The 20,043-nt window shown below is 68.9% G+C and carries 16 protein-coding genes; 14 read left to right on the forward strand and 2 right to left on the reverse strand.

Annotation, left to right across the window (positions count from 1 at the left end; genetic code table 11):
• The first annotated feature begins 76 nt into the window (after positions 1-76).
• From AC3WQM_RS15325 to AC3WQM_RS15355, 7 genes are all read left to right on the forward strand, one after another.
• Positions 77-997 (forward strand): hydroxymethylglutaryl-CoA lyase, encoded by a 921-nt coding sequence (locus AC3WQM_RS15325; protein ID WP_492679866.1) that lies wholly within the window; start codon positions 77-79, stop codon positions 995-997.
• A gap of 25 nt (positions 998-1,022) precedes the next feature.
• Positions 1,023-1,661, forward strand: coding sequence for a homoserine/homoserine lactone efflux protein (rhtB, locus tag AC3WQM_RS15330; RefSeq protein ID WP_492679868.1), 639 nt, complete (start codon positions 1,023-1,025; stop codon positions 1,659-1,661).
• A 35-nt stretch (positions 1,662-1,696) separates the two neighbouring features.
• Complete coding sequence (locus tag AC3WQM_RS15335) at positions 1,697-2,185, forward strand: YbaK/EbsC family protein (RefSeq protein WP_492679870.1); 489 nt, start codon at positions 1,697-1,699, stop codon at positions 2,183-2,185.
• Positions 2,182-2,451, forward strand: coding sequence for a DUF1289 domain-containing protein (locus tag AC3WQM_RS15340; protein WP_492679872.1), 270 nt, complete (start codon positions 2,182-2,184; stop codon positions 2,449-2,451). The genes AC3WQM_RS15335 and AC3WQM_RS15340 overlap by 4 nt, the downstream gene beginning before the upstream one ends.
• Positions 2,448-3,092, forward strand: coding sequence for a 2-hydroxychromene-2-carboxylate isomerase (locus tag AC3WQM_RS15345; RefSeq protein ID WP_492679874.1), 645 nt, complete (start codon positions 2,448-2,450; stop codon positions 3,090-3,092). The genes AC3WQM_RS15340 and AC3WQM_RS15345 overlap by 4 nt, the downstream gene beginning before the upstream one ends.
• Before the next feature lie 213 nt (positions 3,093-3,305).
• Positions 3,306-5,000, forward strand: coding sequence for an MFS transporter (locus tag AC3WQM_RS15350; RefSeq protein ID WP_492679876.1), 1,695 nt, complete (start codon positions 3,306-3,308; stop codon positions 4,998-5,000).
• A gap of 131 nt (positions 5,001-5,131) precedes the next feature.
• On the forward strand, positions 5,132-5,320 hold the full coding sequence (locus AC3WQM_RS15355) for a hypothetical protein (RefSeq protein ID WP_056577413.1): 189 nt from the start codon (positions 5,132-5,134) through the stop codon (positions 5,318-5,320).
• Positions 5,321-5,335: 15 nt separating this feature from the next.
• On the opposite strand, the gene AC3WQM_RS15360 is transcribed toward AC3WQM_RS15355, so the two are convergent.
• Positions 5,336-6,466: an ABC transporter substrate-binding protein gene (locus AC3WQM_RS15360; RefSeq protein ID WP_489062512.1), complete on the reverse strand. Its 1,131-nt coding sequence runs from the start codon at positions 6,464-6,466 to the stop codon at positions 5,336-5,338.
• 185 nt (positions 6,467-6,651) lie between these two features.
• Between AC3WQM_RS15360 and uvrA the strand changes: the two genes are divergently transcribed.
• The 5 genes from uvrA (at position 6,652) to AC3WQM_RS15385 (ending at position 17,146) form a co-directional block, all read left to right on the forward strand.
• Positions 6,652-12,402 carry an excinuclease ABC subunit UvrA gene (gene uvrA, locus AC3WQM_RS15365; RefSeq protein WP_492679878.1) on the forward strand — a complete coding sequence of 1,917 codons (5,751 nt, stop codon included), beginning with the start codon at positions 6,652-6,654 and terminating at the stop codon, positions 12,400-12,402.
• Positions 12,403-12,518: 116 nt separating this feature from the next.
• A complete protein-coding gene (gene ocd / locus AC3WQM_RS15370; protein WP_492679880.1) occupies positions 12,519-13,568 on the forward strand; it encodes an ornithine cyclodeaminase in 1,050 nt (349 codons plus the stop codon).
• A 34-nt stretch (positions 13,569-13,602) separates the two neighbouring features.
• On the forward strand, positions 13,603-14,649 hold the full coding sequence (locus AC3WQM_RS15375) for a histone deacetylase family protein (RefSeq protein WP_492679882.1): 1,047 nt from the start codon (positions 13,603-13,605) through the stop codon (positions 14,647-14,649).
• Between the two features lie 105 nt (positions 14,650-14,754).
• Positions 14,755-15,723 (forward strand): Bug family tripartite tricarboxylate transporter substrate binding protein, encoded by a 969-nt coding sequence (locus AC3WQM_RS15380; protein WP_492679884.1) that lies wholly within the window; start codon positions 14,755-14,757, stop codon positions 15,721-15,723.
• Positions 15,724-15,949: 226 nt separating this feature from the next.
• Positions 15,950-17,146, forward strand: a complete 1,197-nt coding sequence (locus tag AC3WQM_RS15385) for a porin (RefSeq protein WP_492679886.1) — start codon at positions 15,950-15,952, stop codon at positions 17,144-17,146.
• Between the two features lie 128 nt (positions 17,147-17,274).
• Here the strand turns inward: AC3WQM_RS15385 and AC3WQM_RS15390 are convergent, their stop codons facing one another.
• Positions 17,275-18,099 (reverse strand): HAD-IIB family hydrolase, encoded by an 825-nt coding sequence (locus AC3WQM_RS15390; RefSeq protein WP_492679888.1) that lies wholly within the window; start codon positions 18,097-18,099, stop codon positions 17,275-17,277.
• A 96-nt stretch (positions 18,100-18,195) separates the two neighbouring features.
• On the opposite strand from AC3WQM_RS15390, the gene AC3WQM_RS15395 reads away from it, so the two are divergent.
• Positions 18,196-19,191 carry an ABC transporter ATP-binding protein gene (locus AC3WQM_RS15395; protein ID WP_492679890.1) on the forward strand — a complete coding sequence of 332 codons (996 nt, stop codon included), beginning with the start codon at positions 18,196-18,198 and terminating at the stop codon, positions 19,189-19,191.
• Between the two features lie 68 nt (positions 19,192-19,259).
• Positions 19,260-20,042, forward strand: coding sequence for an ABC transporter permease (locus tag AC3WQM_RS15400; RefSeq protein ID WP_492680374.1), 783 nt, complete (start codon positions 19,260-19,262; stop codon positions 20,040-20,042).
• Position 20,043: the final 1 nt, after the last annotated feature.

The following is a 20,043-nucleotide window of genomic DNA, read 5'->3' on the forward strand; positions in this document are numbered from 1 at the left end:
AGCAGGGCATTGCCATGTGTCGGACAATCGAAGCCGGTTTTTCATCCTTCCGCGACAGCGACACAAGAGACACCCCATGAAACTCCCCACCCGCGTCAAGCTCGTCGACGTCGGCCCGCGCGACGGCCTCCAGAACGAAAAGCAACCCGTGTCCGCCGAGGTCAAGATCGGCCTCGTGCACCGCCTGCAGGACGCCGGCCTGAAGGAGATCGAGGTCACCAGCTTCGTCTCGCCCAAGTGGGTGCCGCAGATGGCCGACAACGCCGAAGTGATGCACGGCATCGTGCGCAAGCCGGGCGTTCTCTACTCGGTGCTCACGCCCAACATGAAGGGCTTCGAGGCCGCCATTGCCGCGCCGCGCGAAGAGTGGCCCGACGAGATCGTGGTGTTCGGCGCCGCGAGCGAGGCCTTCAGCCAGAAGAACATCAACTGCTCGATCGCCGAGAGCATCGAGCGCTTCGCGCCCGTGGTCGAGGCCGCGCGCGCCAAGGGCATCGCCGTGCGCGGCGCCATGTCGTGCACCGTGGGCTGCCCCTACGAAGGCGAGATCGCGCCGGCCAAGGTCGGCTACCTCGCGCAACTGATGAAGGGCATCGGCGTGCAGCGCGTGGACGTGGCCGACACCATCGGCGTGGGCACGCCGCGCAAGGTGCAGGCGGCCATGGAGGCCACGCTGGCGCACTTCGAGGTCGACGCCATTTCCGGCCACTTCCACGACACCTACGGGCAGGCACTCGTCAACACGCTGGCGGCGCTCGAACTCGGCGTGTGGAACTTCCAGTCGTCCTCGGCCGGCCTGGGCGGCTGCCCCTACGCCAAGGGCGCGACGGGCAACGTCGCGACCGAGGACGTGGTCTACATGCTGCACGGCATGGGCATTGAAACCGGCATCGACCTGGACAAACTGATCGACGCAGGCGTGTACATCAGCGAAGCGCTGGGCCGCGAGCCGAACTCGCGCGCCTCGACGGCCATCCGCACCAAGCGGGCCGGCTGAAACATACAACCGCACAGGCGTTTTCATGGACCTGCATCTCTGGCTCGCGTTTCTGGTGGCCAGTTGCGTCATCGCGGTGTCGCCCGGTTCGGGCGCGGTGCTCAGCATGAGCCACGGGCTCAGCTACGGCGTGCGGCGCACCACGGCGACCATCGTCGGCCTGCAGCTGGGGCTGGCCGTGATCCTGCTGGTGGCGGGCCTGGGCGTGGGCGCGGTGCTCACCGCCTCGGCCACCGCGTTCACGGCGATCAAGGTGGTGGGCGCGTGCTACCTGCTGTGGCTGGGCTGGCGCCAGTGGCGCGCGCCGGTCGCCAAGGTCGAGGGCGACACACCGGAAGCCGCCGGCGAACCCGACCTCACGGCGCGGCAGCGCGTGCTGCGCGGCTTCCTGACCAACGTGACCAACCCCAAGGGCATCGTCTTCATGGCCGCGGTGCTGCCGCAGTTCATCCAGCCGACGCGCCCGCTGTGGCTGCAGCTGCTGGTGCTGCTGGCCACGACGGTGGCGGTCGACGTGACCGTGATGCACGGCTACGCCTGGCTGGCCGCGCGGCTGCAGGGCGTGCTGCGCAGCGTGCGTGCACGTCGCGCGCAGAACCGCGTCTTCGGCGGCGTGCTGATGGCGATGGGCGCGTTCCTGTTCATGTTCAAGCGCAACGCCTGATGGGGGGCGGTCCGCGGCCTGATAGATTCGAATGCATGTGCGGCTCTGAACTCCACTCCCTCCCCGAAGGCGTCCAACGCGTCTCCCGCGTGCTCCAGGACGCCGGCCATCCCCATGCGCCCCGCATGCTCGACGACGCCTGCCGCACCGCGCAGCAGGCCGCCGACGCGCTCGGCATCTCGGTCGGGCAGATCGCCAAGAGCATCATCTTCCGCCGCAAGAGCGACGAGGCGGCGGTGCTGGTCATCACCTCGGGCGACAAGCGCGTGGACGAGAAGAAGGTCGATGCCATCGTCGGCAAGACCGGCCGTGCCGACGCCGAGTTCGTGAAGGCGCGCACCGGCTTCACCATCGGCGGCGTGTCGCCGGTGGGCCATGTGACCAAGCCCGTGGTGCTGATCGACCGCGAGCTGTTCCGCTTCGAGGAGATCTGGGCCGCCGCGGGCCATCCGCACGCCGTGTTCCAGCTGCACCCAAGCGATTTAGAGAAGCTCACCGGCGCGCCGGTGGCCGACGTGGTGTGAACTTCGACGAAGCGCAGGCGCTCGCCGAGCGCGCCACCGCCGTGCAGCGCACGGACGGCGAGGTGCCTTCGCCGTGCTCGTCGGTGTGCCGCATGGACCGCCTGAGCGGCTTCTGCGAAGGGTGCCTGCGCACCATCCCCGAGATCGCGGGCTGGAGCAAGATGGAAGACGACAGCCGCCGCCAGGTGTGGCGCGCGATCGAACTGCGCGCCCAGGCCGGCATCTGGCGCGTGCCCGAAGCCACCACCGGAGACCACGACGCATGAAGCACATCGACTTTTATCTCGACTTCATCTCGCCCTACGCGCACCTCGCGTTCGAGCACCTGCCCGAGGCGCTCGAAGGCCTGAGCGTGAGCGTGGCCTACAAGCCCGTGCTGCTGGGCGCGCTGCTCAAGCACCACGGCCAGCTCGGGCCGGCCGAGATTCCTTCCAAGCGCAGCTGGACCTACCGCCACGTGCTGTGGCTGGGCCAGGCGCACGGCATCCCCATCGAGATGCCGGCCTCGCACCCCTACAACCCGCTGCCGCACCTGCGCCTGGCCGTGGCCACGGGCGACGACGGCAGCATCAATCGCCTCGCAGCCGAAACCCTCTTTCGCCACGTGTGGCGCGGCGGCGAAGAAGCGGGCGACGCCACGCGGCTGGCCGCGCTCACGGCGCAGCTTCAACCGAAGCGCGACGTGAACGGCGACGACAACAAGGCCCTCCTCAAGCGCAACACCGACGAGGCCGTGGCGCAGGGCGTGTTCGGCGTGCCTTGCTATGTGGTCGACGGGCGCCTGTTCTGGGGCTTCGACGGCCTGGCGATGCTGCGCGCCTACCTGCAGGGCGATGCCTGGTTCGACGGTCCGCAATGGACCGGCGCCGACCAGCGCCCCTCCTTGCTGCGCAGCAGCAAGAGCTGAGGTCTTTTGCTGCCTTGCAGCAAGGACCGAGGACAAACCCGCACAGGGTCCTTGTTTCTTACAAGCTGAAACGTGCGGCGCGGGTTTCACCCTAAACCGTAAGCGCCCGTTCAGTTTCGCGAAAGCCTCGGGTCAGTCGCGCCTCCAAGAATGCCTCCACGGTCCCGAATGCCGGGCACCGATGGACGCATACATACACACCAGGAGACGACGATGGCAGCCACGCTAGATTCAAGGGGAGTGCCGCATCCGGCCCCCCGGCCCATGTCCGCGGAGGAGAAGAAGGTCATCTTCGCCTCCTCGCTCGGCACTGTGTTCGAGTGGTACGACTTCTATCTGTACGGTTCGCTCGCCGCGATCATCGCGAAGCAGTTCTTCAGCGGCCTGGATGCGGGCGCGGCCTTCATCTTCGCGCTGCTGGCGTTTGCCGCCGGCTTCCTGGTGCGTCCGTTCGGCGCCATCGTGTTCGGCCGCCTGGGCGACATGATCGGTCGCAAGTACACCTTCCTGGTGACGATCCTGATCATGGGCCTGTCGACCTTCATCGTCGGCCTGCTGCCCAGCTACGCGACCATCGGCGTCGCGGCGCCGGTGATCCTGATCGCGCTGCGCATGCTGCAGGGCCTGGCGCTCGGCGGCGAGTACGGCGGTGCCGCCACCTACGTGGCCGAGCACTCGCCGCACGGCAAGCGCGGTGCGTACACCTCGTGGATCCAGACCACGGCCACGCTCGGCCTGTTCCTGAGCCTGATCGTGATCCTGGGCGTGCGCACCTGGCTCGGTGAGCAGGCCTTCGGCGAGTGGGGCTGGCGCATTCCGTTCCTGGTCTCCATCCTGCTGCTGGCCATCTCGGTGTGGATCCGCCTGACGCTGTCGGAGTCGCCGGCCTTCCAGAAGATGAAGGCCGAGGGCAAGACCTCGAAGGCACCGCTCGCCGAATCGTTCGGCCAGTGGAAGAACCTGAAGATCGTGATCCTGGCGCTGATCGGCCTCACGGCCGGCCAGGCCGTGGTCTGGTACTCGGGCCAGTTCTATGCACTGTTCTTCCTGACGCAGCAGCTCAAGGTCGATGCGACCGCGGCCAACCTGATGATCGCCGCCGCGCTGCTGCTCGGTACGCCCTTCTTCGTGATCTTCGGGACGCTGTCCGACAAGATCGGCCGCAAGCCGATCATCATGGCCGGCTGCCTGCTGGCCGTGGTCACCTACTTCCCGGTCTTCAAGATGCTGACCGAAGCCGCCAACCCCGACCTGGCCCGCGCGCAGGCCACGGCCGGCGTCACCGTGACGGCCGACCCGAAGACCTGCTCGTTCCAGGGCAACCCGGTGGCCCGCGAGATCGACTTCAAGAGCTCGTGCGACATCGCCAAGCGCTACCTCGTGCAGAACTCGGTGAGCTACGAGAACGTGGCCGGCGCGCCGGGCTCTGCCGCCGTCGTGAAGATCGGCGACAAGACCGTGGAAGCGCCCACCGGCGTGGTTGCGAACTCCAAGTTCGACGAAGCCAGCGTCAAGGCCATTGCCGCCTTCAAGAAGGGCGTGGCCGAAGACCTGAAGATCGCGGGCTACCCGGCCAAGGCCGACCCCGCCAAGATCAACAAGGTGCTGACCATCGTGCTGCTGTTCTGGCTGGTGTTGCTGGTGACGATGGTCTACGGCCCGATCGCCGCGATGCTGGTCGAGATGTTCCCCACGCGCATCCGCTACACCTCGATGAGCCTGCCGTACCACATCGGCAACGGCTGGTTCGGCGGCCTGCTGCCGACCACCGCCTTCGCCATCGTGGCCTCGACCGGCAACATGTACAACGGCCTGTGGTACCCGATCATCATCGCGGGCATCACGCTGGTGATCGGCACGCTGTTCATCCGCGAGACCAAGGACGTGGACATCTACGCCAACGACTGATCGGCGGCATCTGGAGGGGGCCGCGCGACGGCTGCCCTCCGTTCAACAAAGAGGCTTCATGCCCCGCGGCATGAGGCCTTTTTCTTGAACCCTTTCTTGCCTCTTCCTCACCTTTTCAGGAGACAGTCCCCATGTGGAAAATCGTTGTCGGCTTCGTCATCTTCGCCGCCATTGCCCTGTATGTGATTTCGATGGGCGGCGACAAGATCGACATGTCCGGCGAGAAGCACGGCGGCGACACGACGCACGCCCCCGCACCGGCGGCCACGCCGGCGCCTGGCGCGTCGGCACCGGCCGCCGCGGCCTCTGCCGCGAAGTAACGCAACAGGGTCGCGTCAGCGCTTGAAGCGGCCTTCGCTGATGATCGCGAGGTCCGCGAAGTCGATGCCGCTGTGGTCCTGCGGCGAGTAGCTCACCTCGAGCCCGCCGCCCAGGTCGTAGCCCTTGAGGCTTTCGAGCGCCGCGAGCACCTTGGCGCGCGTGGGCTTGGGGCCGGCGCGGCGCAGCGCTTCCACCAGCACCTTGGCCGAGGCGAAGCCTTCGAGCGCGGCCGGCGAGAGTTCGGCCTGGCCCTTGGCGCGTGCCAGCGTCAGCGCTTCCTTCACCATCGGCTGGCCCATCGAGCGTTCGCTGGGGAACACCTGCGTCACGATCACGCCGCGGCTGGCGTCGCCCAGCTGCTTGATGAAGCCCGACGAGGCGTTGTTCGACAGCGTGACCACCTGCGCCGCCGAGCCCGCGGCGCGCAGCGCCTTGATGCCGTCGACCACCGCCACGCCCGAGCCGATCCACACCACCGCCTGCGCGTCGGCCTTCATGATGGCGGGCACGATGGTTTTGTAGTCGGGCTTCTCGCGGTCGGCCGGCACGGTCGCGATCGGCTGGGCCTTGCCCTTGGTGAAGCCGTTCATGGCGCCCTGGAGCGCGTCGGCGCCGAACGAGTCGGTCACGTGGACCACGGCGATGCGCGTGAGGCCGATGGTCAGCAGGTGTTGCACCGCCTTCTCGGCCTCGCGCTGGTAGGTGGCGCGCACGTTGAACACATGCTTTTGCAGCGGCTTGTGCAGCACCATCGCGCCGGTCGAGGGGCCGATGAGCGCCACCTCGTTCTTGTCCAGGTACGGGATGATGGCCTGCGAGTGCGGCGTGCCGCGGCTCATGAAGAGCGCGAGCACCTTCTTGTCTTCGATGAGCGCGCGCGCGTTATCGCCCGCGCGCTTGACGTCGAAGGCGTCGTCCATGCGGATCACCTCGATCTTCTCGCCGTGGATGCCGCCCTGGGCATTGGCCGCGTCGATCACCAGCTGCGCGCCGCCGATGGTCTCGTTCACGCTGGCGGCCACCGAGCCGGTCATGCCGGCGGTCTGGCCGATCACGATCTGGGCCGAGGCGCCCATCGCGCACAGCGCCAGCAGGGCCGCCACGCCGAGCGCGTGCCGTGAACCTGCCACTTTCTTCTTCGTCATGAAAGCCTTTCGGAGCCTTCGGGAGACTCGCTGAACAATTGTGAAAACAAATGTCGCATTTGTTTCATAAAGTGTCTTTGGACACATCCAGACAAACCCCTGCGCGAGCGCCGCCCATGCGGCGGGGCGGGCCGGAGCGTCACGAAGCTCTCCCTAGAATGTTTGCCCCACCCCTCAAGGCATCCATGACACAGGGCTCCATCCGGATTCGCGGCGCGCGCCAGCACAACCTCCAGAACCTCGACCTCGACATCCGCACCGGCGAGATGACCGTGGTCACCGGGCCCAGCGGCTCGGGCAAGTCGAGCCTGGTGTTCGACACCCTCTACGCCGAAGGCCAGCGTCGCTACGTGGAGACTTTTTCCGCCTACGCGCGCCAGTTCCTGGACCGCATGGACAAGCCCGCCGTCGACAAGGTGGAGGGCGTGCCGCCCGCCATCGCCATCGACCAGACCAACCCGGTGCGCTCCTCGCGCTCCACGGTCGGCACGATGACCGAGCTGAACGACCACCTGAAGCTGCTCTATGCGCGCGCGGCCCAGCTGTTCGACCGCGAGACCGCGCTGCCGGTGCGCCACGACTCGCCCGACAGCATCTATGCGCAGATCGCCGAGCGCGCGGCGGCGGCGGGCGACCCGCGCATCGTCATCACCTTCCCGGTCGAGCTGCCGGCCGGCACCACGGCGGACGAAGTGACGCAGTGGCTGTCCGCCAGCGGCTTCACGCGCGTGCAGGCCGAGCGCGAGGTGGCCACGCCCACCGGCCCGCGCAAGGTGCTCGACGTGGTGGCCGACCGCTTCCGCATCTCGAGCGCCGAACGCGCGCGCGTGGTCGAAGCGATCGAGGTGGCGCTCAAGCGCGGCAGCGGGCGCGTGACCGTGCATGCGACCGGCGCCGAGGAAAACGCACCGACCGAGGTGTGGAAGTTCTCGACCGGCCTGCATTGCCCCGAGAGCGACATCCGCTACACCGACCCGATCCCGTCGATGTTCTCGTTCAACTCGGCGGTGGGCGCCTGCGACACCTGCCGCGGCTTCGGCCGCGTGATCGGCGTCGACCTGGGGCTCGTGATCCCGAACGACAAGCTCACGCTGCGCGCCGGCGCCATCAAGACCATCCAGACGCCTGCGTGGAAAGAAGCGCAGGACGACCTCATGCGCCACGCCGAGGCCGCCGGCATTCCGCGCGACACGCCGTGGAACAAGCTCACCGAGGAGCAGAAGCACTGGGTGATCGAGGGCACGCCGAACTACAAGGAAGGCAACTGGAACAAGCAGTGGTACGGCGTGCGCCGCTTCTTCGGCTACCTGGAGAGCAAGGCCTACAAGATGCACATCCGCGTGCTCTTGTCGAAGTACCGCAGCTACACGCCGTGCCCCGTATGCAGCGGCGCGCGCCTGAAGCTCGACCCGCTGCTGTGGCGCATCGGCAGCAAGGACGACGCCGACGCGGTGCTGCCGCCTGAAAAGCGCTTCCTGCCCACCGGCGCGAAGTGGAGCCGCGCCCAGCTCGAGGCGCTGCCCGGCCTGTGCCTGCACGACCTGATGCTGTTGCCCATCGAGCGGCTGCGCAGGTTCTTCGACCGCGTGGAGCACCACGGCAACGGCAGCCCCGCCAGCGAAGGCGAGGCGCAGGCGCTGAAGCTGCTGTTCGAAGAAATCACCACGCGCCTGCGCTACCTGCACGACGTGGGCATCGGCTACCTCACGCTCGACCGCCAGAGCCGCACGCTCTCGGGCGGCGAGGTGCAGCGCATCAACCTCACGACGGCGCTGGGCACCTCGCTGGTGAACACGCTGTTCGTGCTCGACGAGCCCAGCATCGGCCTGCACCCGCGCGACATGAACCGCATCACCGAGGCCATGCTGCGCCTGCGCGATGCGGGCAACACGCTGGTGGTGGTCGAGCACGACCCGGCCGTGATGCTCGCCGCCGACCGCGTGATCGACATGGGCCCCGGCCCCGGCGTGCGCGGCGGGCAGATCGTGTTCGACGGCGGCACCGACCAGCTGCGCGACGCCGACACGCTCACCGGCCAGTACCTGGGCGGGCGCAAGAAGATCGGCATGGGTTTCAAGCGGCTCGTGAGCGAGAACACGCACCGGCTCATTCTCGAAGGCGTGCGCGAGCACAACCTGAAGAACATCACGGTCGACTTTCCGCTCGCGCGCCTCGTGTGCGTGACCGGCGTGAGCGGATCGGGCAAGTCCACGCTCATCCAGGACGTGCTCGCGCCCGCGCTCATGCGCCACTTCGGCAAGGCCACCGAGACGCCGGGCGCGCACGACCGCATGCTCGGCGCCGACCACCTGGGCGACGTGGTGTTCGTCGACCAGTCGCCCATCGGCAAGACCGCGCGCTCCAACCCCGCCAGCTACGTGGGCGCGTGGGACGCCATCCGCGAGATCTTCGCCACCGCGGCACTGTCGCGCCAGCGCGGCTACACGGCGAGCAAGTTCAGCTTCAACTCCGGCGACGGGCGTTGCCCCACCTGCGGCGGCTCGGGCTTCGAGCACGTCGAGATGCAGTTCCTGTCGGACGTGTACCTGCGCTGCCCCGACTGCGACGGCAAGCGCTACCGGCCCGAGATCCTCGAAGTGAAGATCGAGCGCAAGGGCCGCGGCTACAACGTGGCCGACATCCTGGAGCTCACCGTGGCCGAGGCCGCGGCGCTGTTCGACACCGACCGCGACGTGCTGCGCGTGCTGCAGCCCATCGTCGACGTGGGCCTGGACTACGTGAAGCTCGGCCAGCCCGTGCCCACGCTGTCGGGCGGCGAGGCGCAGCGCCTGAAGCTCGCAGGCTTCCTGGCCGAGGCCGCCAAGAGCGCGACCGCGAGCCGCCAGATGGTGGCGCGCAAGGGCACGCTGTTTTTGTTCGACGAGCCGACCACCGGCCTGCACTTCGACGACATTGCGCGGCTCATGCGCGCGCTGCGCAAGCTGCTGGATGCCGGCCATTCGCTGATCATCATCGAGCACAACCTCGACGTGATCCGCGCCAGCGACTGGCTGATCGACCTCGGCCCCGAAGGCGGCGAGGGCGGCGGCCAAGTGGTGGCCGAAGGCACGCCCGAGCAGCTGCGCGAGAACCGCGCCTCGCTCACGGGCGCGGCGCTGGCCGACTACGAACTCGCCATCGGCCCCGGTGCCTACAAGGTGGCCGAGCGCGCCGCACGGCGCTACATCGCCAACGCGAAGACGGCGCCGGGCAGCAACGCCATCGAGATCGTCAATGCGCGCGAGCACAACCTGAGGAACCTCAGCGTGGACATTCCGCGCGGCAAGTTCAGCGTGGTGACGGGCGTGAGCGGTTCGGGCAAGTCGACGCTGGCCTTCGACATTCTGTTCAACGAAGGCCAGCGCCGGTACCTCGAATCGCTCAACGCCTATGCGCGCAGCATCGTGCAGCCCGCGGGCCGGCCCGAGGTGGACGCGGTGTACGGCATTCCGCCCACGGTGGCCATCGAGCAGCGCCTGTCGCGCGGCGGCCGCAAGAGCACGGTGGGCACCACCACCGAGGTGTGGCACTTCCTGCGCCTCTTGTACGTGAAGCTGGGCATCCAGCACTGCGTGCACGACGGCGCGGCCGTGCAGCCGCAGACGCCCGACAGCATCGCCGCGCAGCTGATGCGCAACTTCAAGGGCCAGCACATCGGCCTGCTCGCGCCGCTGGTGAGCAACCGCAAGGGCGTGTACACCGAGCTGGCCGACTGGGCGCGCCCGCGCGGTTTCACGCACCTGCGCGTGGACGGCGACTTCCTGCCGACCACGGGCTTTCCGCGCATCGACCGCTTCAAGGAGCACAGCATCGAGCTGCCCGTGGCCAGCCTCGACGTGCTGCCCTCGCAGGAGAACGAGCTGCGCGCGGCGCTCACCAGGGCGCTCGAGCACGGCAAGGGCGTGGTGCATGTGCTGAGCGAGCTCGACGGCCTGCGCGCCGCCATGATGGCCGGCGTGTCCGCCGTGGGCATCGGCCGCGTGCAGGTGTTCTCCACGCTGCGCGCCTGTCCGATGTGCAGCACCAGCTACGCCGAGCTCGACCCGCGCCTGTTCAGCTACAACAGCAAGCACGGCTGGTGCCCCGACTGCGTGGGCACGGGCGTGAAGCTCAGCAAGGACCAGCGCAAGGTCTTCGACGATTCGATCCGCGACGACGACAGCAAGGGCCGCGAACAGACCTTCGCCGAGCCCGAGGTGGAAGACCTCGCCGACGTGGCGTGCCCGACCTGCGAAGGCACCCGCCTGAACGCCACCGCGCGCGCCGTGGGCTTCGGCACCGCGGCCGACGGCTCGGGTGGCATCGGCATCACGCAGCTGGCGCGCATGAGCGTGACCGAGGTGCGCCAGTGGTTCCAAGGGCTGGTGCTCAACGGCCGTGAAGCCGAGATCGCGCGCGACCTCGTGCCCGAGATCAAGAGCCGCCTCGAATTCCTGGAAGAGGTGGGCCTGGGCTACCTCACGCTCGACCGTGGCGCGCCCACGCTCTCGGGCGGCGAGGCGCAGCGCATCCGCCTGGCGGCACAGCTGGGCAGCAACCTGCAGGGCGTGTGCTACGTGCTCGACGAGCCGACCATCGGCCTGCATGCGCGCGACAACCAGATTTTGCTGAACGCGCTGCACAAGCTCGGCGAGAAGGGCAACACGCTGGTGGTGGTGGAGCACGACGAAGACACCATCCGCCGCGCCGACCACATCATCGACATCGGCCCCAGCGCCGGCAAGCGCGGCGGCCGCCTCGTGGCCGAGGGCACGGTGGCCGACATCCAGAAGGCCGGCGATTCGCAGACCGGCCGCTACCTGCGCGACGCCATCAAGCACCCGCTGCAGGCGCGCCGCCTCATTCCCTCGCCCGATCCGAAGGCGGAAGACAGCGGCAACTGGCTCACCGTGCACGGCGCCGACCTGCACAACCTGCAGGACGTGACCGCCACGCTGCCGCTGCACCGCCTCGTGGTGGTCACGGGCGTGAGCGGCTCGGGCAAGTCGACGCTCGCGCGCGACGTGCTGCTGGCCAGCGTGCAGGGCATCGTGGTGCAGCGCATGACCAAGGCCGGCCGCGACGCCGATGCCGCGGGCAAGCGCCCGGCCTGGACCGGCTGCCGCGGCGTCGACGGCTACGAGGTCATCGACCGCGTGCTCGAGGTCGACCAGACCCCCATCGGCAAGACGCCGCGCAGCTGCCCCGCCACCTACATCGGTTTCTGGGACACCATCCGCAAGCTCTTCGCCGACACCCTCGAGGCGAAGGCGCGCGGCTACGGCCCGGCACGCTTCAGCTTCAACACCGGCGAAGGCCGCTGCCCGGGCTGCGACGGCGCGGGCGTGCGCACCATCGAGATGAGCTTCCTGCCCGACGTGAAGGTGCCCTGCGAGGTCTGCCACGGCGCGCGCTTCAACCCCGAGACGCTGGCCGTGAGCTGGCGCGGCAAGAGCATCGGCGACGTGCTGAAGATGGAGGTCGACGAGGCGGTCGAGTTCTTCGCCAGCATGCCCAACATTGCGCACCCGCTGCAGCTGCTGAAGGACGTGGGCCTGGGCTACCTCACGCTGGGGCAGCCGTCGCCCACGCTGTCGGGCGGCGAGGCGCAGCGCATCAAGCTGGTGACCGAACTGAGCAAGGTGCGCGACGACATCACCCGCCGCGGCCAGAAGGCGCCGCACACGCTGTACGTGCTCGACGAGCCGACCGTGGGCCTGCACATGGCCGACGTCGAGAAGCTGATCCACGTGCTGCACCGGCTGGTGAACGGCGGCCACAGCGTGGTGGTGATCGAGCACGACCTCGACCTGATCGCCGAAGCCGACTGGATTCTCGACCTCGGGCCCGAGGGCGGCAACGCGGGCGGACGCATCGTGGCGGCGGCGCCGCCGGAGGAGGTGGTGCGATTGGGTACGCACACTGGCGTAGCTCTTAAGGCCGTGTTGGCACGTTGACGCGCACAGGCGCACAATGGCTCGAACCCTTGGCGCAGGCGCATCCTGAATCAGCCATGGTGGAGACCGTGTGAACGGATGAAGCGCCGTGTCAGGGCTACGCAAGGAGCCGCGCCATGACCCGCTTCATCGATGTGCACAGCCTGGTTCGCCTGGTGGATGAGACCGGCGTCCCGGAATTTCTCGTCACGCTGGCCGACGCGCTGCGCGACGACTTCCTGCGCTGGCGCGAGTTCGACAAGAAGGCGCGGGTGGCCAGCCATTCGCACCTGGGCGTGATCGAGCTCATGCCCGTGGCCGACGACGGCGCCTATGCCTTCAAGTACGTCAACGGCCACCCGCACAACACGCAGGTCGGCCTGCCCACGGTCATGGCCTTCGGCGTGCTGGCCGAGGTCGACACGGGCTACCCCGTGCTGCTGTCCGAACTCACGCTCACCACCGCGCTGCGCACGGCCGCCACCTCGGCCATGGCCGCCAAGGCGCTGGCGCGGCCCGACGCGCGCAGCCTCGCAATCATCGGCAACGGCTCGCAGAGCGAGTTCCAGGCGCTGGCTTTCCATGCGCTGCTGGGCATCGAGCAGGTGCGCGTGTTCGACATCGACCCGCGCGCCACCGACAAGCTGGTGCGCCACCTCGCGGCCTGCACGCCGATGGAGATCGTGCGCGCCGACTCCACCGCCGAGGCGGTGCGCGGCGCCGACATCGTGACCACCATCACCGCCTACCAGGGCCACGCGACCGTGCTCACGCCCGAGATGATCGAGCCCGGCATGCACATCAACGCCGTGGGCGGCGATTCGCCCGGCAAGACCGAGCTGCATCCCGACGTGCTGCGCGGCGCGCGCGTGTTCGTCGAGTACGAGCCGCAGACCCGCATCGAGGGCGAGATCCAGCAGCTGGCGCCCGACTTCCCGGTGCACGAGCTGTGGCGCGTGCTGCTGGGCGAAGTGCCGGGCCGCGAGCGGCCGGAGCAGGTGACGGTGTTCGACTCGGTCGGCTTCGCGCTGGAGGACTACACGGCGCTGCGCTGCATCCAGCAGCTGGCGCTGGAGCGCGGCGTGGGCCGGCAGATCGCGCTGGTGCCCGAGCTCGACGACCCGAAGGACCTGTTCGGCCTCACCGCCTCGGGGCGGCGCCGGGCGGTGCTGCGGCGTGCGGCATGATGGCAGGCTCTGTCGTCACGCCCTTCGCCGCTTCATGCTCACCATCTACAACGACCAGCACGCACTGCACCAAGGCCAAGTCGAAATGTTCCGGGGCGAGCTGGTGCCCTGCTTCGAGGTGCCCGCCCGCGTCGACCATGTGAGGCACGAACTCGAGCGGCGCGGCCTCGGCCCGCTGCAGGCGCCCGACGCGTTCGACGAAGCGCTGCTGGCGAAGGTGCACGCGCCGCGTTACCTCGACTTCATCGCCCATGCCTGGGACGAGTGGGTGGCGCTCGACGCCGCCAACGCCACACGCGACGCGCTGCCCTCTTACTGGCCCACGCGCGGCATGCGCACCGACGTGTTGCCGAAGAGCTTTCCCGCGCGCCTGGGCCTCTTTTCGTTCGATGCCGGCACGCCGCTGATGGCCGGCAGCTGGGCCGCCGCGCGCCACGGCGCCGCCTGTGCGTGGACGGCGGCGCAGCGCGTCATCGGCGGCGAGCGCAGTGCCTTCGCGCTCACGCGCCCGCCGGGCCACCACGCGGGCGCCGACTTCTTCGGCGGCTACTGCTTCGTCAACAACGCCGCTGTCGCCGCGCAGGCGCTGCGCGATGCGGGCGTCGAACGCGTGGCCGTGCTCGATGTCGACTACCACCACGGCAACGGCACGCAGGCCATCTTCTACGAACGCAGCGACGTGCACTTCGCCAGCCTGCACGGCGACCCGCTCACCGACTACCCGTACTACCTGGGCCACGCCGACGAGCGCGGCGCGGGCGCGGGCGAGGGCTTCAATCACAACCTGCCGCTGCCGCGCGGCACCGACTTCACGGCCTGGAGCGCGGCGCTGCGCACAGCGCTCGACGGCATCGCGAAGGTCAAGGCCGGCGCGCTCGTGGTCTCGCTCGGTGTCGACACCTTCGAGGGCGACCCGATCTCGGGCTTCAAACTGAAGAGCGACGACTACCTGCGCATGGGCGAAGACCTTGCGCGCGCGGGCCTGCCGACGGTGTTTGTGTTCGAGGGCGGCTATGCGGTGGCCGAGGTGGGTGTGAACGCGGTCAACGTTCTCGAAGGCTTCGCACAAGCTGCAGGTTGAGGGGCGAGTAGCTCCGGCGACAGCAGTCGGGTGAGCCCCGATTGCTGCACCGGACGGGGCAAGGCCCAATGCGCGGCTCGATCCACGCTTCAGGAGCCTTCCGTCATGTTTCGCCGTTCCCTTCTCCGTGCCGCCACGCTGGCCGCCTGCGGCCTCGCCGCGCCGCTGGCGGTGCTTGCACAGGCCTTTCCCGCGAAGCCCATCAAGCTCGTGATCGCCTTTCCCGCGGGCGGCCCGACCGACATCACCATGCGCCAGCTGGCCGACAACGCCAGCAAGATTCTTGGCCAGCCCGTGATCATCGACAACAAGCCCGGCGCCGGCGGCACGCTGCCCGCGCAGGCGCTGCAGACCGCGCAGCCCGACGGCTACACCGTCGCGCAGATTCCGCTGGGCGTGTTCCGCCTGGGCTACACCACCAAGATCAACTGGGACCCGCTCAAGGACATCACCTACGTGCTGAACGTCACCGGCTATGCCTTCGGCATCGTCGTGCCGGCCGACAGCCCCTTCAAGACCTGGGCCGACTTCGTCGCCTACGCCAAGGCCAACCCCGGCAAGCTCACCTACGGCTCGACCGGCAACCTGACCAGCCCGCACCTCACGACCGAGATCGTGGCGCAGAAGGCCGGCATCACGCTGCAGCACGTGCCCTACAAGGGCAGCGCCGACCTGATGCTCGCGGTGGTCAGCGGCCAGCTCATGGCGGCGGCCGACAGCACCGGCTTCGCGCCGCAGGTCGAGGCCGGCAAGCTGCGCGTGCTCAACACCTGGGGCGAGAGGCGCCTGGCCAAGTTCCCCGACGCGCCCACGCTGAAGGAGCTGGGCTACGACGTGGTGCAGAACTCGCCCTTCGGCATCGGCGCGCCCAAGGGCACCCCGCCCGAGGTCGTGAAGAAGCTGCACGACGCCTTCAAGCAGGCGATGGAAGAGCCCAGCTACGTGGCGTCGCTCGGCCGCTACGACATGCTGCCCAACTACATGAGCTCGGCCACGTACACCAAGTTCGCGCAGGACACGGTGGTGCGCGAGAAGGTGATCATCGACAAGCTGGGGTTGGCGAAAGAGAAGTAAGCGCCCGCCGGAAAAGGGGAGGCGTGCGCTGCGCCTACCCCGATCCACGACCGTTGTCCTGAACTCACCCCCTATATCCCTCCGTAATCTAGGCGTTAACCCTATGTAATCCCTTTGTCTTCCAGTGAAGGAAAACTCGGACCCAGTCTCGCGGCAACAAGGCCCGGACGTCCCAAAGTCGCGCCCGGTTTCGGCGCAGCGACATCCCCCTCCTGGAGTGACATAAATGAAAAAATCCCTGCTTGTTCTGGCTGCCATCGCAGCCTGCGGCGCCGCGTCGGCGCAATCGACCGTGACCCTGTTTGGCGTGGTCGATGCCGCCTACCGCAACGTAGCGAACAAGAGCGTTTCGACCACCCCCTTCGGTCCCGCCTACAGCGTGAAGGCCAGCCGCACCGAGCTGGCGAATTCGGGCCTGAGCTCGAGCCGCCTCGGCTTCCGCGGCGTGGAAGACCTGGGCGGCGGTCTGTCGGCCAGCTTCTGGCTCGAAGCCCCGATCACGAATGACGACGGCGCCACCGGCGTGTCGAACTTCACGCGCCGCTCGACCGTGAGCCTGGCTGGCAGCTTCGGCGAACTGCGCCTGGGCCGCGACAAGACCGCGACGGTGATGAACGAAGAACAGTTCGACCCGTTCGGCGACACCGGCATCGGCGGCTCGCTGATCATCGACGCCAACGAAGCCAGCGTGCCGGGCAGCGGCTACGGCAGCAACGGCACCTACAAGCGCGCGAGCAACATGGTGCAGTACTTCCTGCCGCGCCTGGGCGGCTTCTACGGCAACGTGGCCTACGGCCTGGCCGAGCAGACGCGCCTGTCGCCCGACACCGCCGCCAGCACCAACACCGGTCGCCACATCGGCGGTCGCCTGGGCTACACGACGGGCCCGTTCGACATCGCCGCCAGCTACGCGCAGAACGACACCAGCTTCACGACCGGCAGCGGCGCCGCCGCGGTGGCACGCCCGGGTAAGGTCAAGACCTTCAACCTCGGCGCGACCTACGACTTCGGCGTGGCCAAGCTGTTCGGCGAGATCTCGCGTTCGAAGGACGAGCGCAACGCGCTGAACATCTTCACGCCCGGCCAGGACGTGGACCTCACCGGCTACCTGCTGGGCGTGACCGTGCCGGTCGGCCCGGGCGTGATCCGCGCGTCGTATTCGCAGGTCAAGTACGACTTCAATCGCGTGCCCGTGTTCGGCGTGAACAACGCCGATCCGAAGGCCAACAAGCTCGCGCTGGGCTACGTGCACAACCTGTCCAAGCGCACCGCGCTGTACGGCACGGTCGCGCGCGTCAGCAACAAGAACGGCGCAGGGCTCACGGTGGGTGCAGGCCCGTCGTACGCCACCACGTTCAACCGCACCGCGCTGCAGGCCAAGAGCTCGATGGGCTACGAGTTCGGCATCCGCCACACGTTCTGATGTCCTGAAGGGTCGCGCATCGCGCGACCCTCACCCCTGCAAGTTTCTCCAAGGGTCGTTCAACCGGTCCATTCGGCCCGCCCTGCGCGGGCCTTTTTTTCGTGCGCGACGCCCGCGCGGTGCGCGGCTCAGCGCGCCGACAGAACCGCCTGCGCGGCCTGCGCAAACCCCGTGCCGCGCTCGCCCTGTGTCACGTAGCGCGGCAGGTGCTCCAGCTGCGGCACGAAGCGCGCGACGTTCGCCACGCCGATGCTGTGCGCGAAGCTGCGGAACATCAGCTGGTCGTTGGTGGAGTCGCCCACGTAGGCCCAGCGGTCCATCTCGTCGTCGAGTGTGCGGCTCCACAGTTCGCGCACGATCCAGCGCGCGCCCTCGAGCTTGTCGTTGTCGCCGTACCAGCCGTTGATGTGGATGCTGCTCACGGTGGCATGCATGCCTTCGCCGCGCATCAGCGCGACGACGCGCGCGATGGTGTCGTCGCTCAGCGTCACGAACTCGCTGTGGTCGATGGCGATGTCGGTCTCGCGCCCGGGCGAGTCGGTGGCGCGGCCGGCGCCCGGAATCTCGCGCTCGATGCGCGCCAGCACGGCCTGCATGCGCGCGAAGTTGGCGGCGCGCGTGGCGGCGTCCTGCTGGTAGCGCTTCTCGACGCCGCCATCGGCCGTGGGCCGCAGCGCCACCGCGCCGTTCTCGGCCACGATGGCATCGACCGGCCAGCTGTTCACGAAGGGCAGGCTCCAGCCCACGGGCCGGCCGGTGATGGCCACCACCGCGAGGCCCGCGGCCTTCAGGTCGGCCAGCGCCTTCAGCGCGTCGGGTGTGATCGCGCCGTCGGTGGTGAGCGTGTCGTCGATGTCGGTGAACACGCCGACCAGCGCCGCGCGCGCGTCGGCGGGCCAGCGCGTGAGCGGCAGCAGGTGGTGGGGCGAGGCGGGCAGGGGAGGCGAAGACATGGACAGGATTCTCGAAGAGGCCCGTGATCGTACCGGCTGCTTTCGTGTAGCATCCCGCCCCCGCCGCGCTTTCAGGCCGGCGCGGCACCTTCCACCATGCCTCACATCCTCGTCGACAACCTGCGCAAGACCTACCGTGTGTCCGAGCGCGACCCCGGCCTGCGCGGCGCGTTGCGCGGCCTGCTGCAGCGCCGCCACCGCACGGTGGAGGCGCTGTCGGGCGTGTCGTTCGCGCTGGAGCGCGGCGAGCTGCTGGGTTTCATCGGGCCCAACGGCGCGGGCAAGTCGACCACCATCAAGATCCTGTCGGGCATCCTGCGGCCCGACGGCGGGCGCGTGGAAGTCGACGGCCGCGACCCCTTTGCCGACCGCGAGCGGCATGTGGCGCGCATCGGCGTGGTCTTCGGCCAGCGCACGCAGCTGTGGTGGGACCTGCCCGTGGGCGACGGCTTCGACCTGCTACGCGACATCTACCGCGTCGATCCGCAGCGCTACCGCCGCACGCGCGACGAGCTGGTCGCGCTGCTGCACCTGGAGCGCGTGCTCGACCAGCCGGTGCGCCAGCTGTCGCTGGGCCAGCGCATGCGCGCGGAGATCGCGGCGGCGCTGCTGCACGAGCCCGACATCCTGTTCCTCGACGAGCCGACCATCGGCCTCGATGCGCCCTCGAAGCTCGCCGTGCGCGACTTCGTGCGCCGCGCCAACCGCGAGCGCGGCACCACCGTGCTGCTGACCACGCACGACATGCACGACATCGAGGCCCTGGCCCAGCGCGTGATCGTCATCGGCCACGGCCGCGTGCTGGCCGACAGCCCGGTCGAGGCGCTGCGCGCGCAGGTGATGGCCGAGCGCCGCCTGGTGGTCGACTTTGCACAGGACGCCACGCCGCCCGCGCACGTCGACGGCGCCACCGTCCATTCGCGCGACGGCCAGACGCTGGTGCTCGACTTCGACCCCAAGCAGACCCCCGCGCCCGCGCTCATCGCCCGTATCGCCGGCGCGCACGCCGTGGAAGACATCCGCCTCGAAGGCCTCGCGATCGAAGCCGTGATCGCGCGCTTCTACGCCATGCACGGAGCGGCCGAGGCGTGAGGCCGGCCCTGGGCCCGCGCGACCTCGCCCGGCCGTATGTCGCGGCCTTCGTCTCACGCTTTTTGCAGATGCTGCAGTACCGCACCGCGGCGCTCGCGGGCTTTGCCACGCAGTGCTGGTGGGGCGGCATCAAGGTGATGGTGTTCGCTGCGTTCTACAGCGGCAGCGCCATCGCGGGCGCGGCCTCGTCGATGTCACTGGCCCAGGCCATCACCTACACCTGGCTCGCGCAAGGTTTGTTGGTGCTGATGCCCTGGCTCGGCGACCCGGAAGTGGCGCAGGCCGCGCGCACCGGCGCCGTCGCCTACGACCGGCTGCGCCCGGTGGACGCCTACGCGCTGTGGTTCGCGCGCACGGCCGGCTGGATCGCTGCGCGCCTGCTGCCGCGCGTGGCGCTGATGGCGGCCTTCGCGGCGGTCGCGCTGCCTCTGGTGGGGCTGGGCGACTGGGCCTGGCAGTTGCCCGCGAACGCGGTGGCCGGCACGGCGTTCCTGCTGTCGGTGGGGCTCGGCCTGTTGCTTTCGACCGCGATGGTGATGCTGCTCAACGTGGCGACCACGGCGGCGCTCAACGAGCGCGGCATCCAGGCGGTGGCGACGCCCGTGGTCATCGTGTTCTCGGGCAACCTGCTGCCGCTGGCGCTGCTGCCCGACGCCTGGCAGACCGCGCTGCTGGTGCAGCCGCTGGCGGGGCTGTTCGATATTCCGGCGCGGCTGTACTTCGGGCAGTTGGGCGGCTGGCATGCGCTCGGTGCGCTGGGTCTGCAGTGCTTCTGGATCGTCGCGCTGGTTGCGTTCGGGCGGATGGCGATGGGGCGCACGATGCGCAGTCTGCAGGTGCAGGGGGGCTAGG

The sequence above is a fragment of the Variovorax sp. FW301-JW7 genome, assembly GCF_058788795.1.

Bases quoted from the DNA above. Each gene is read 5' to 3' on its own strand.
- AC3WQM_RS15380 (WP_492679884.1), top strand. From the start codon at position 14,755: ATGTTTCGCCGTTCCCTTCTCCGTGCCGCCACGCTGGCCGCCTGCGGC.
- AC3WQM_RS15360 (WP_489062512.1), bottom strand. From the start codon at position 6,466: ATGACGAAGAAGAAAGTGGCAGGTTCACGGCACGCGCTCGGCGTGGCG.
- AC3WQM_RS15385 (WP_492679886.1), top strand. From the start codon at position 15,950: ATGAAAAAATCCCTGCTTGTTCTGGCTGCCATCGCAGCCTGCGGCGCC.
- AC3WQM_RS15395 (WP_492679890.1), top strand. From the start codon at position 18,196: ATGCCTCACATCCTCGTCGACAACCTGCGCAAGACCTACCGTGTGTCC.
- AC3WQM_RS15335 (WP_492679870.1), top strand. From the start codon at position 1,697: ATGTGCGGCTCTGAACTCCACTCCCTCCCCGAAGGCGTCCAACGCGTC.
- AC3WQM_RS15400 (WP_492680374.1), top strand. From the start codon at position 19,260: ATGCTGCAGTACCGCACCGCGGCGCTCGCGGGCTTTGCCACGCAGTGC.
- rhtB (WP_492679868.1), top strand. From the start codon at position 1,023: ATGGACCTGCATCTCTGGCTCGCGTTTCTGGTGGCCAGTTGCGTCATC.
- AC3WQM_RS15350 (WP_492679876.1), top strand. From the start codon at position 3,306: ATGGCAGCCACGCTAGATTCAAGGGGAGTGCCGCATCCGGCCCCCCGG.
- AC3WQM_RS15345 (WP_492679874.1), top strand. From the start codon at position 2,448: ATGAAGCACATCGACTTTTATCTCGACTTCATCTCGCCCTACGCGCAC.
- ocd (WP_492679880.1), top strand. From the start codon at position 12,519: ATGACCCGCTTCATCGATGTGCACAGCCTGGTTCGCCTGGTGGATGAG.
- AC3WQM_RS15355 (WP_056577413.1), top strand. From the start codon at position 5,132: ATGTGGAAAATCGTTGTCGGCTTCGTCATCTTCGCCGCCATTGCCCTG.
- AC3WQM_RS15325 (WP_492679866.1), top strand. From the start codon at position 77: ATGAAACTCCCCACCCGCGTCAAGCTCGTCGACGTCGGCCCGCGCGAC.
- AC3WQM_RS15390 (WP_492679888.1), bottom strand. From the start codon at position 18,099: ATGTCTTCGCCTCCCCTGCCCGCCTCGCCCCACCACCTGCTGCCGCTC.
- AC3WQM_RS15375 (WP_492679882.1), top strand. From the start codon at position 13,603: ATGCTCACCATCTACAACGACCAGCACGCACTGCACCAAGGCCAAGTC.
- uvrA (WP_492679878.1), top strand. From the start codon at position 6,652: ATGACACAGGGCTCCATCCGGATTCGCGGCGCGCGCCAGCACAACCTC.